This window comes from Dyadobacter koreensis, from assembly GCF_900108855.1.
GTDB lineage: Bacteria > Bacteroidota > Bacteroidia > Cytophagales > Spirosomataceae > Dyadobacter > Dyadobacter koreensis.
The window spans coordinates 280,328-293,471 of sequence record NZ_FNXY01000006.1; the positions used below are offsets into that span (position 1 = coordinate 280,328).

Below are 13,144 nucleotides of genomic sequence, written 5' to 3' on the forward strand. Positions count from 1 at the left end.
AAAACGCTACTTTTGTGCCGGGCTAACAGTAAATTGTTTTACTCTATGCTTTCATACTAAATTGATTTTCTAAACATAAAAAACGTTCAACTCATGCTTCAGTCGACACCCTTTGATCAAACAGCAGCATATAAGAAGCTGAAAACCCACCATAAAACAATATCTCAAAAGCACTTAAAAGACTTATTTCTTGAAGACCCTGACCGTCATCGTAAGTTTTCGATCCGTTTCGGTGATATCGTTCTGGACTATTCAAAAAACAGAATTACTACCCGTACAAGATCATATCTGATTCAATTGGCCGAAGAATGTGGTTTGTCCGACGCGATCGAGCAGATGTTCAGTGGAGAAAAAATTAATGCGACGGAAGGACGTTCGGTTTTGCATACTGCATTAAGAAACCGTTCTAATACACCGGTTCTTGTGGACGGAAAAGATGTGATGCCTGACGTTAACGAGGTTCTTGCTAAAATGAAGGATTTTTCGAACAAGGTTCGTTCGGGTTCCTGGAAAGGATATACTGGGAAGGAGATTACAGATATTGTAAATATCGGCATCGGGGGCAGTGATCTTGGTCCGGTCATGGTTACAGAGGCGCTTAAATCTTATGGGAAAAAAGGATTAAATGTACATTTTGTTTCCAATGTTGACGGTACGCATATCGCTGAAACTGTGAAATCGCTGAATCCTGAAACAACTTTGTTCATGATCGCTTCGAAGACTTTTACGACGCAGGAAACGATGACAAACGCGTTGACGGCCCGTGGCTGGTTTTTGGAGAAGGCCGGCGAGGAAGAGCATGTCAAAAAACATTTTGTAGCAATTTCTACAAACCGTGCCGAAGTTGAAAAATTTGGTATCGATCCGGAAAATATGTTTGGCTTCTGGGACTGGGTTGGGGGTCGTTATTCTCTGTGGTCTGCTATCGGCTTATCAATTGCCTGTTTCATAGGTTTTCAGAATTTTGAACAGCTTTTGGCTGGTGCGCATGATATGGACAATCATTTCAAAACAACAAAACTGGAAAGAAATATTCCTGTGATTCTTGGACTTTTGGGTGTTTGGTATAATAATTTCTTCGATGCACAGACGCATGCAATCTTGCCATATGATCAGTATTTACACCGTTTTGCCGCTTATTTCCAACAAGGAGATATGGAAAGTAATGGTAAGTATGTTGGAAGAAACGGAGAGGCTGTTAATTATCAGACAGGACCGGTAATCTGGGGCGAGCCTGGAACGAATGGGCAACATGCTTTTTATCAGTTGATTCATCAGGGAACGAAAGTTATACCGGCTGATTTTATCGCACCGGCAGTTAGTCATAATCCGATCGGAGAGCACCACAAAATGCTTTTGTCAAATTTCTTTGCTCAGACAGAGGCGCTTATGAATGGAAAAACGTATGAAGAGGCTAGCGAAGAATTAAAAAAGGCTGGAAAAACTCAGGAAGAAATTGATTTCCTGACACCTTTCAAAGTTTTCCAGGGAAACAAGCCGACCAATTCATTCCTTGTTAAAAAGATCACTCCAAAAGTTTTGGGAAGTCTTCTGGCAATGTATGAGCATAAGATTTTTGTTCAGGGAATTATCTGGAATATTTTCAGTTTCGACCAGTGGGGCGTTGAGTTAGGCAAACAGCTGGCAAACAAGATTTATCCTGAGCTTCAAAATGACTGGCCTGTATCAAATCACGACAGCTCTACAAATGGTCTGATCAATCAATACAAGCGCTGGAGATAACGGTCAATAATCAGAGTCTTGAAACTGTATCCCAGCAAAACTCCAACAGAGTCTGCCACTGCGTCCCACCAGTCAAATGTGCGGTCAAATGGCAGAATCTGTTGGTAAAATTCAATACCAAGTCCATAAGCCATACCTAAAACGATTATCAGTTTGCGCTTGTTTGGATAAGGAAGAAGCCACAAAACGGCCCAAACCACAAACATTCCGCCGTGAACCAATTTGTCGAAATTTGGAAATGGAGGATCGGGGATGTCTTGCCCGGGCCAGGTACATACGGCCAGAATAATTAAAGTCCAAATTATGGCGATCCAAGAATTTTTTGCGAAGACATTAAAGAAACTTTGAACTGCGAAAATGATTTTCATGGATCTGCAAAATGATATTTGACGGTAAATTTATATGGACTTCCGATAAAAAACAGGCCTTATTAGCATGTTCGAGAATTACTCCATCAAATTATTTAAATAGTATTGTTTAAGTAAGCAAAAGCTGTTTTAGGTTAGACCCTAAAACAGCTTTTCACATTACACACTTGCAGAAAGAGGATTTAACTATATTTTCTCAATGGACAGATTCACTTTATATTCTTCCGGATCAGGTTTTCTGTCAGTTATCGGATATGGTAATACTTCATGCACCACAAGAGAATAATTTTGCTTTCCTAGTAAGAAGGTCTGGTGCCCGGACGCTTTGCTATCTGATTTAAACGATACCGGAATGTTCACTTTATTAGTGCCGTCTGAAACACTAAGCTGAAGATCCACACTACCTGCCTGAATACAATCGGCATTTATAGGACAACGGCTGTCATTTAATTCGAGTATATTGACAATCAGAGCTTGTCCCTGAATAGTTACAGATGTAGACTTTCGATAAGGAGCACTGACAGTTTGTTCCTGGATTTCAGGTGCTTCGTCTTTTTTCGTCTCACAGGCGAAGCATGTGAGATACAGGAATGTCAGAATAATGAGCTTTTTCATGGCAGAAGGTTTTATTATAACTTTAAGACCCTCCTAAGTGAGAAATGGTTGCAAAGTGTAGGAAATAAAAATGATATTCGCGGAAATACTTTCGGATCGATTACAACCTAAACAATGCTTCTGTGTCCTTGTCAGAAAGCTAAATGTCAATTAGTTATGAACAGACTAAAAAATGCGATGCTACAAGTTGCTGTGCTGATCTTGATTATATCCGGTTGTAATGAAGACAAAACCTCACCGACTTCTGATAGTGAAAGTTGTTACAGGGGAGAGGTCATCAAAAGTGTACGAGATCAAAACGGGAGAGTTTTATATGATTCTACCGAAAATCAGTATGTTATCCTCGTATCTATTCCTGGAACCTATGATTCAGTAGATGCCGGATTTATCTGTGATAAGGTTGCTGGTATTGAAATTGAAAAAGAAGGAATAACAACGATCAACTTCGATGGGGAATATTTTCCTTACGATAGAAATACAGTCCCACCAATCGCAGGGACGAAATATTATTATCTCAAAATTTCTGATTTTGAGATAATTAAATGATTTGAATTTGGATGAAAAATAAAATAACGGTTGATGAAATATCAACCGTTATCTGCAAATTCAGGATATAGTGTCATTCCCCCGTCGATGTAAAGCGTTTCACCATTTACATAATCCGAATCATCGGAAGCGAGCCAGGCAACTGCTTTGGCAACATCCTGCGGCGTCCCTATTCTTTTATATGGGATCAGTTTAAGCAAATCTTTATATTTTTCCGGATCTGACCAGACCTCTTTATTGATCGTCGTTTTTATCGCTCCCGGGCTAACAGAATTAACACGGATTTTGTGCGGTGCCAGTTCCTGCGAAATAGATTTCATCAACATCATAATTCCTCCTTTTGAAGCTGCGTAATTTACATGGCCAGCCCAGGGAATAATATCATGTACAGAACTCATCAGGATAATCTTTCCGGAAGATAATTCGCTGTGATCAGGTTGTCCTTCTTTGGAAGCTTCTTTTTCCTGTGCAACAAATTGTCGTGCAGCTTCGCGGGTACATAAAAACTGTCCTGTTAAATTAACGTCGATCACTTTCTGCCATTGCTGCAAGGTCATTTCTAAGAATGACGCGTCTTTTTGAAGGCCTGCATTACTTACCAGAATATCCAGTTTTCCGTATTCGCTGATTGTACGATTGAATAGAGCCTTAACCTCTTCCTCCCGGCTTACATCAGCTTTTACAACAATTCCGTTCCCGCCTCCTTTTTTTATTTCTTCTAAAACTTCATTGGCCGCTTCTTCATTCGCGCTGTAATTAACGACAACATTTGCTCCAAGCTGACCTAGATAAACTGCACATGCCTTACCGATTCCCGAACTGGAACCTGTCACTATTACTGTCTGTCCTTTAAATTTTTGGTTTGAATCAATCATATCGTTTCTTTTTCAATTGACTTTAATTTTTTCCAAACGTTTCTGTTTATACTCTTGACTGCCCAGTTTTTGGCAATTAGAACAGCTTTGGAAACAGCGTCTTTTGGAGAAATGTTAGAAGTCCTTAACAAATCCTGTGCAATGGTCATTGCCTTTTCTCGAGTTGTTGGAGACAAATACCGCATCTCCGGCAAGGTCATCATATTATCCATAAATGTAGAACTGGTTTTGATGTTCGATGAATGTGTTGCTCTCAATAATAAAAACTTATGCCAGGATTTTAGCCAACTTAACGTCATACGGATGGAGATTATTTACGCACTTTTCAAAAAATGAGCTGAAAAAAAATCCCCAACTAAAAGCAGGGGATTTTTTATAATTCTTATTCTTTATTTGACTTCCTCGAAATTTACATCGGTGACGTCTTCCGCTCCGGCGCTTTCGCTGGCTCCATTTCCCTGTGGATTTCCAGGAGCACCCTGCTGGCCTTCAGCTCCCTGAGCATACATCTCCTGAGAAGCTGCCTGCCATGCAGCGTTTAATTTTTCCATAGCGGTATCAATGGACGACAAATCCTGGCTCGAGTGCGCAGTACGCAACTCAGCAAGTGCACCTTCGATCGCCGTTTTATTTGGCTCAGACAATTTGTCTCCAAATTCTTTCAACTGTTTTTCAGTCGAGAAAATCAGGCTGTCGGCCCCATTGATTTTTTCAATTTTCTCACGTTCCGCCTTATCGGCAGCTTCGTTGGCTTTTGCTTCTTCACGCATACGGTTAATTTCCGCATCTGTCAACCCGCTTGAAGCTTCAATACGGATTTTCTGTTCTTTCCCAGTTCCTTTATCTTTTGCAGAAACGTGAAGGATACCGTTTGCATCCACATCGAATGTTACTTCAATTTGCGGAGTACCACGTTGTGCTGGTGGTATATCTGAAAGGTGGAAACGGCCTAACGTACGGTTTTGGTTCGCTAATGGACGTTCTCCCTGTAAAATATGAATCTCAACAGAAGGCTGATTATCAGCAGCAGTAGAGAATACCTCCGTTTTCTTCGATGGAATCGTCGTGTTTGCTTCGATTAATTTCGTAGAAACACCACCCAAAGTTTCGATACCAAGTGACAAAGGAATAACATCCAAAAGAAGTACATCTTTCACTTCACCTGTTAAAACTCCACCTTGAATTGCAGCACCAACCGCAACCGCTTCATCCGGGTTAACACCTTTTGAAGGTTTTCTTCCAAAGAATTTCTCAACCTCTTCCTGAACACGAGGAATACGAGTCGATCCACCTACAAGGATTACTTCGCTGATATCGCTGTTTGAATAACCTGCATTTTTCATCGCTCTCTTGCAAGGCTCCATCATACGCTGGAACAAGCTGTCTGCCAATTGTTCAAATTTGGCACGGGTCAATGAACGAACAAGGTGTTTTGGAATACCATCTACCGGGAAAATATAAGGAAGATTGATCTCTGTTTGCGTTGAGCTTGAAAGTTCAACTTTTGCTTTTTCAGCGGCTTCTTTCAAACGTTGCAATGCCATAGGATCTTTTGTAAGATCTACACCTTCGTCCGTTTTAAATTCAGCAGCAAGCCAGTTGATGATAACCTGATCGAAGTCATCTCCACCAAGGTGCGTATCACCATCAGTTGATTTCACTTCAAAAACACCGTCTCCCAATTCAAGTACTGATACGTCAAACGTACCACCACCTAAGTCGAAAACAGCAATCTTCATATCAATATGTTGCTTGTCAAGACCATAAGCCAAGGCAGCAGCGGTTGGTTCGTTGATGATACGTTTCACATCCAAACCAGCGATTTGACCAGCTTCTTTGGTTGCCTGACGTTCAGCATCGTTAAAATATGCGGGAACAGTAATTACTGCTTCTGTTACTTCTTGTCCTAAATAATCCTCAGCAGTTTGCTTCATTTTCTGCAAAATGAAAGCTGAAACTTCCTGTGGGGTATATAAACGATCACCGATTGGAATACGAGGTGTGTTGTTTGGGCCTTTTTCAACACTATATGCGATAGTTTTCATTTCACTTGAAACCTCGTCATATTTTTTACCCATGAAACGCTTGATAGAGCTAATCGTATGCTTGGGATTGGTGATTGCCTGACGTTTGGCAGGCGCACCTACTTTACGTTCGCCGTTATCCATAAATGCAACCACAGAAGGAGTCGTACGAGCACCTTCGCTATTTGCGATTACGACAGGCTCATTACCTTCCATGACAGCTACACAGGAGTTCGTGGTTCCTAAGTCTATGCCAATTATTTTTCCCATTGTTATATATTAAAGTTAAAATTATTTGATTCTTAATTTGTGACGAAGATTCTTTTGAAATTTTCTGTCGTACTCAGGTATTGTTTAAAAAGCCCGTACCAGAGCACGGCATACCCTATGTGCAGTGACAAACTGTCAGTTTTGACAGCATCGGGCAGCCAATTTAAATCAAGTCGCATTGGGGTAGTTTTAACATAAAGTATCCGTACGCTCTATGTCAACCTGCAAGCAGCGTCCGGATAAAAATGCACTTTTGTAAAATTGTATTGAAAATCTCAGTAATACATTGACTAACAGGTTTTAAAACCAATGAAATTTGCAGGTTTTGGGCTTGATAGTAACATTAAATATCATAGCCTTATTGTTTTATGAATTTACTGCTGACACTGCTTCCGTCATGACCTTTTATTTTAAGGATATAGATTCCTGTCGCCAAATTTACCACCGGAATTGAAACTGCATTATTTGCAGACATTTTTCGAAATTTGGTAACCGATATGCCATTTATGTCAGTTATTTCAAATTCGGCACCGTTCGCCAAGTCATCAATCGAGACGTGTAAGAAATCTACAACCGGGTTAGGCCAAAGATTAATTATGCCTATTTTACCCATATCAACAGAAATAATTCGTGAAAAAGTGGTTGTGCCGTCGCGGTCAACCTGTTTTAGTCGGTAATAATTCAACCCCTCGAAAGGCTGCTGATCAGCTGTTTCGTACTTTTTTTGGCCTTTGGAAGAAAATAATCCATCAATCTTGGCAATCGAAGTCCAGTAACGTGCATCCGGAGATCTTTCCACTTCAAAAAAATCATTTTCCTTTTCCTCGGTAGTTTCCCACCGAATACCGACTTTTTTGTTTTCTTTTTTAGCATCAAAATAAGTTAATACCACGGGCAAGGCGCTTTCTTCGTAAAATGCTTTGTAGCTCAAAGCACTGGTCAGCGGAGTAAGGGTGATTTCCGGATCTGTATTTGCTGTCCCATTGCTGTCTTCCCATCGTAAAAAGCGGCTTCCGGGCTTCGCGATAGCTGTTAATTTTAATGGAACATTCTGAAAATAGATGCCATTCCATGGATACGGATTTGAACCAATTCCGTCGGTCGCCGGGGCGATAGTGATAGAATTAACTTTCACATAACCGCGGTTTGGATCTGACACATTTACGGTCAGACTGAGATTTTGATAACTCGATCCGAATTGCGTACGTACATTATCCCGGTAAAAGCCGGGACGGTTGGTTATGAAATTCTGGATACTGGTAACATTTGCATTCCAGGCCTCCATAGTCGCCGGACTTTTCCATCTGGCAATGTGCTCTGGCATTAATGGTTCATACTGTGCTTTTACGCTAGCCAAGATCGAAATCGAGCGACTCGATAAAAAGGTAGTATTTAATAGGTCTGCGAGGCGAGCAAGGAAATATCTTTTATATTCAGAGTTTTCCAGAAGCTTTTTAAATAAAGTTGCGAGAATACTTCGCTGTGCGTCGGTTGCCTCAGGAAAATAGTTATGGCTGACGCTAAAACCGGAACCCAGGCTTAAGTCTGTATCAAACAACATCCATCGCCATTTTCCATCCTGCGCGTAAGGTGCATCGGCAGCAATGTTCGGCACTTTCGTTCTCCATAAGCGAGAGTTCTTCTGGGGCCAGTCAACATTTCCACAAAAGATTTCTGCAATTTCGTAATCTGTGAAATTGTCGATATCAATAAGGTTTTTCAGATTGTTATAGTTGATCGTGTTGCTCAGCGGATTGTTGTTGACGAAGGTAATCAGCTCGTTGAATTTTACGTTATCACCTTCCTCAACCTCTGAATCTTCGATTGATATGAGGTCAACATTATCTTTGTCCACGCCATACTTTTTGGCAAGATAGAATCTGTCGTAACGTTCAGTAATCGTATGAATTCCCCAATACTCAGAATTCAAAAACACGACCGAAGGCCGTGAGAGTTGTGTGTCAAAAGATAAATTCCTGACAACTGTCTGGTAAAAAGCGTCCCTGAACATTGTCGACCCATTATCATTTCCTGAATTTCTTAATAGCAGTCGCTTAGGAAACAAGGTGGGTTTTTCAGGAAAAACGCTAAGATTAAAATCTGTATCGCTATATAAACGAAGCGTTTTTTCCGGAAGCGAGCGTGTACAGCCACCATGTATGCGAAAGGAAATATCCTGATTCAAACGGTTGCTATTATCAAAAAATTCAACAGTACCGCGGCGTTCCCATAAATCTCCGTCACCCGAAAAATTTCCTTCCGTACAAGACCACGCTGCAACCGAGGGACTTGCCTGACGATACAAGTCGAATCTTCTTCCTGGCGTGTACAACCCATCGGTATAGTCGAACAACGAGCGTTCATTTGTACTGACCGAGATAACCGGCACGGGATATTTTGGCCCTCCGGAATTGATAAAATATGTCTTCGTAACCGTCTCGCTTGGTATAAAACCTTCCTTAAAGGCCTTTGCCTTGATTACCGTTCCTTTGTAGATTGGAGTTGCGGGCAGATAGGCGGGCTCAAAAGCAATGGATGAGGTTTTCATCGCAACCCGGTTGGGCTCATTTCTTCTGTCTGTTATCGAAATAGGGCCGGAATAAGAAATTGAAGAATTAGTCTCGACAGATAATCCGGCATCGACCCCCTTGGCAACCAGCTGCTGACCACTCGTTCCATTTTCATTATATCTATTTTTGTACTGCCAAGATGTTGCTGCTGAATTATTTACGGGCTCCGAACCGTCCGTGGTGTACCAGATCGTAACCGTCGGATCATTACCTGCGGAAGTGATTCCCAGAGAGAAGTCAGAGTTCTGAAACCCAGCTGTATGAGAGAAAACGGGAACCGCCAGTTTTGTTAGCTGAATTGTTCCTGTTGCGTTGCTTGCCCGTGGAGATGGCGCAGAATAATACGCCCAATCCGGTCCGCCATCTGCACTACGGCCAAAGGAGACGTCCTCTTGTTGCGGGCCGAAAGATTTTTCATCGATTGTCTCATCGGAAGGAGAGTAAATGCCGACAAATTCTCCGGAAGCGGAAAGGCCAAACGACGTATGCAATGGGCCTCTGGCGGGAGAACTGCTTGCCCAGATAATCAGAAATCCTTTGGCAGGAATCGTGGTTTGTGCGCTAAAATTTGCTGGAACCTGAAATTTTTTATGGTTAGAAGCATTATCAGTTAAATAATAATTGGCAATATCAACCGGCTGGTCGCCCGGGTTATAAATTTCGAACCAATCTTCGGCTTTGCCCGTCTCGTCCGTGATTCCTTTGCTATTGGAGGCAAGAATTTCATTGATGTAAAGTTTCTTTTGTGCAAGAAGCTGAGTGTTTGTGACGGAAAGAAATAAAAGTAATTTTATTAAAGTAGAGTATTTGTTCATATGTTTTCGCGGGGTTAATAAAATGAGATATAGAGTCAAATTTAATCATAGTCAGAGCCTTGGCGAATACCGATTAATAAATGTATCCAGCCAGCAAGCCGGGAAATAGACTTCCGCTGATGTTCGTGTGAGGAAACGGCAGGTTTTAAAATAAAAATCCTGATCAGGCTGGAATTTACCAGTTGACCAGGATTTCAGATTTTTGATTAAGGAAGTTTTGAAGATTATGTCATTGCTTAACAAACCGGCTGCTATGATTAACTCCGTCCTTTGTTTTAATTTTAATCAAGTAAATTCCGGTGGCCAGATTTCCAACCGGGATGGTCAATACGGAAGTCTCCGGCAATTTTTGACGTCTTCTAATTAACCTTCCGTTTATATCGGTAATTTCATACTCTCCGGATTCAACCGATTGATCGAGCGAAATATTCAACAGATCGGCCACAGGATTTGGCCACATTTTATTAATCTGAAAGTTTCCCATATCCACAGAAACAATGCGGGAATATGTTGTGGTCCGGTCAAAATCAACTTGTTTTAAACGATAGTAATTGAGTGTTGGAAATGGTTGTTCGTCAGCTGTTCTATATTCCTGGAGAACTTTTGTCGTGGCAGCACCCTTAACGGTTGCTAACAAAGTCCAGTTTCTTGTATCGGCTGATTTTTCAACTTCAAAGTAGTCGTTATTAACCTCAGATGTCGTTTCCCAAGTCACAATTACTTTATTGTCTGCTCGTTTTGCTTCAAAAGAGCGCAGAGTAACAGGAAGAGGCCCGTCGGCGAAAATAGCCTTGAATTCCATAGCACTGGTTGTGGAAGTCAATAGAATTTCCGGAGTAGTTGCGTAACTGATTCCTGATTTTTCCCATCTTTCAAAATGGCTTCCTGTTTTCGAAACAGCTGTCAGTTTTATTGCATTATTTTGGAAATAATTGCCTGTCCATGGATAAGGCGAAGAGGCGATGCCGTCTGTAGTTGGCAAAATATCCATCGTGTTGACTTTTGCATATCCGCGATTGAAGTCACTGACATTGATCGTAAGTGCAAAGTTATTATACGAAGAGCCCAAGCTTGCTCTGATGTGATTTTGAAGGTTAGAACCTCTGTCGTTTAGAAACGAGGCGATTTCACTAATGCTTTGTTCCCAGAAAGCCTTGTTAACGGGTGACTTCCATCTGGCCAGATGCTCGGCAATCAATGGTTCATAGATTGCTTTTGTTGCAGTCAGCAACGGAATGGAACGAGACGGAAGAAAGGTAGAATTCAAAAGATCAGCGACCCGGTTAATGAAGTAGGTCTTGTAGTCTGGGTTATCCAAAAGTTTGTTAAGGATCGCTGAGGGGGCTCCTCCATTCCGTGCATTTGGAATCGAGTTTACGCTGGCTCCAATATTTAAGCCTAGGGCGATATCAGTATCATAAAGCATCCATCTCCATCGTCCATCCAGACCGTAAGCTACGTTTCCCGCGGGGTTGTAAGCTACCTTGTTTCGCCAAAGTCTTGTGTTTTTATGTGGCCAGTCTGTATTGGCACTAAAAATTTCGACAATCTGATAATCTGTGAAGTTTTCCAGATCGATCATTGTTTTTATAGCGGCATAATTTGTAGAATTCGCAAGGGAGTTGTTGTTAACGAAAGCCATTAATTCGTTGTACTTGACAGCATCGCCTTCTTCTACTTCTATGCCCTCGACGTCAATTAAATCCACATTGTCCCGGTTTACCCCGTATTTTTTTTCGAGATAATATTTGTCATAACGTTCTGTTATATTCTGAATTCCCCAATATTCTGAATTCAGAAAGACAACAGCAGGTCTGGATAATTGAGTATCAAACGAGAGATTTCCGACCAGTTTCTGAAAATAAGAATCACGGAATAGGGTAGAGTTGTTATCATTTCCCGAATTTCTTAACAATAATCTTTTTGGAAAGCGGGTGGGGGCTTCAGGAAAAACTGCGAAATTAAATTCTGTGTTGCTGTAAAGCCGGAGCGTTTTTTGCGGGACGGAACGTGAGCAGCCACCGTGTATGCGAAACCCAAATTCCTGGGATAAAATCAGGTTGTTGTTATTAAAAAATTCGATTGTTCCAGGTCTTTCCCATACGTCTCCGCTGTTGGTGAAATTTCCAACTGTGCAGAAGCCTGCCGGAAGTCCTGGATTATCTCTCCGGAACTGATCAAAAGTTATCCCTGGTGTATAAATTCCCGTATTATAGTCGAAAAACGAAGTTTCAGGAGCTGTAACCGCCACGACTGGAACTGCGTATCTGGTAGCTCCTGAGGGGTTGATAAAGAAAGTTCTGGTAACGGTTTCGCTTGGTGTAAAACCTTCTTTAAAAGCTTTTGCACGAATGACAGTCCCTTTGTAAATCTTTTCGGTAGGCAGATAATCAGGATTGTAGGTTATTGACGAAGTTTTACGAGAAATTTTGTTGCTGGCAGATGTCCGGTCGTCAATTCGTATTGGACTTTCGTAAAGATTTGTTTTATAGGTTTCGAGAGACCAGCCTTCCCCAACGCCGCCGACATCCGGATGAGTACCATTGTCGTTATATCTATTTTTATACTTGAAATCCCGCGTATTGGCGTCATCCTGAGGTTCTGAACCGTCAAGCGTATATCGAATTCGTACCCCCGGTTCCGTATTGGTTATCACAAGGTCAAATGCAGCATTTTTAAAACCGGCAGTCTGCGAGAAGATTGGAACTGATAGTTTTGGAAGAACGACAGGTGCATTATTGTTAGATGTTGCATGAGATGGCGTGGAAAAAAAGGCAAATGTGGCTGATCCATCGGGTTTTCTACCATAAGAAACATCGTCTGTTTGAGCGCCAAAGGTAATCACATCGATTTGCTGTTGTTGAGGAGATGACAGCCTTAGAGTTTCACCGGACGCGGAAAGACCAAAATTTGTATGCATTATTCCTCTTTCTATTTTGTTGCTTGCCCAGAAGATAATGTAGCCTTTTGCAGGAATTTTCGGGGACGTCGCACCAGTTGGAATTTGAAATAATGTCGGTTCGAGAGGTTTGTCCGAAAGATAATATCCACCGAGATCAATCTGATAGTTATTTGGATTGTAGATTTCAATCCAGTCCTCTTTCGAACCTGTATTGTCGGTAGCTCCGTTTTTATTTGATGCTAAAACTTCGTTGATGAAAAGGACCTCCTGCGCCTTTACGAGATTGGGAAATACTGATAGGAGAAAGAATGAAACTGCGAGAGCTAGAAATTTACCCATAGTACAATTGCTGGTTTTTATAGAAAATATTCTATCAAAACTAATTAACAATTTGATAATACAGGTATATTGCCAGC

9 protein-coding genes are annotated in these 13,144 nt (G+C 41.4%); 2 read left to right on the top strand and 7 right to left on the bottom strand.

Annotation, left to right across the window (positions count from 1 at the left end):
* Positions 1-93: 93 nt before the first annotated feature.
* On the top strand, positions 94-1,743 hold the full coding sequence (gene pgi, locus BMY70_RS19905) for a glucose-6-phosphate isomerase (protein ID WP_090338041.1): 1,650 nt from the start codon (positions 94-96) through the stop codon (positions 1,741-1,743).
* Here the strand turns inward: pgi and BMY70_RS19910 are convergent.
* Both BMY70_RS19910 and BMY70_RS19915 read right to left on the bottom strand, forming a co-directional pair.
* Positions 1,722-2,111, bottom strand: coding sequence for a VanZ family protein (locus BMY70_RS19910; protein WP_090338042.1), 390 nt, complete (start codon positions 2,109-2,111; stop codon positions 1,722-1,724). The genes pgi and BMY70_RS19910 overlap by 22 nt on opposite strands.
* Before the next feature lie 186 nt (positions 2,112-2,297).
* The gene (locus BMY70_RS19915; protein ID WP_090338043.1) at positions 2,298-2,726 is read right to left on the bottom strand and encodes a hypothetical protein; all 429 of its coding nucleotides are present in this window, start codon (positions 2,724-2,726) and stop codon (positions 2,298-2,300) included.
* 156 nt (positions 2,727-2,882) lie between these two features.
* On the opposite strand from BMY70_RS19915, the gene BMY70_RS19920 reads away from it, so the two are divergent.
* Positions 2,883-3,272 (top strand): hypothetical protein, encoded by a 390-nt coding sequence (locus BMY70_RS19920; RefSeq protein ID WP_090338044.1) that lies wholly within the window; start codon positions 2,883-2,885, stop codon positions 3,270-3,272.
* Positions 3,273-3,313: 41 nt separating this feature from the next.
* Here BMY70_RS19920 and BMY70_RS19925 read toward each other — a convergent pair whose 3' ends face one another.
* From BMY70_RS19925 to BMY70_RS19950, 5 genes are all read right to left on the bottom strand, one after another.
* Positions 3,314-4,147 carry an SDR family oxidoreductase gene (locus BMY70_RS19925; RefSeq protein ID WP_090338045.1) on the bottom strand — a complete coding sequence of 278 codons (834 nt, stop codon included), beginning with the start codon at positions 4,145-4,147 and terminating at the stop codon, positions 3,314-3,316.
* Positions 4,144-4,446 (bottom strand): hypothetical protein, encoded by a 303-nt coding sequence (locus tag BMY70_RS19930; protein ID WP_229209697.1) that lies wholly within the window; start codon positions 4,444-4,446, stop codon positions 4,144-4,146. The genes BMY70_RS19925 and BMY70_RS19930 overlap by 4 nt, the downstream gene beginning before the upstream one ends.
* 90 nt (positions 4,447-4,536) lie before the next feature.
* Positions 4,537-6,441 (bottom strand): molecular chaperone DnaK, encoded by a 1,905-nt coding sequence (dnaK, locus tag BMY70_RS19935; RefSeq protein WP_090338046.1) that lies wholly within the window; start codon positions 6,439-6,441, stop codon positions 4,537-4,539.
* 358 nt (positions 6,442-6,799) lie between these two features.
* Positions 6,800-9,826, bottom strand: coding sequence for a CotH kinase family protein (locus BMY70_RS19940; protein WP_090338047.1), 3,027 nt, complete (start codon positions 9,824-9,826; stop codon positions 6,800-6,802).
* A 229-nt stretch (positions 9,827-10,055) separates the two neighbouring features.
* Complete coding sequence (locus BMY70_RS19950) at positions 10,056-13,067, bottom strand: CotH kinase family protein (protein ID WP_090338049.1); 3,012 nt, start codon at positions 13,065-13,067, stop codon at positions 10,056-10,058.
* Between the last annotated feature and the right edge of the window lie 77 nt (positions 13,068-13,144).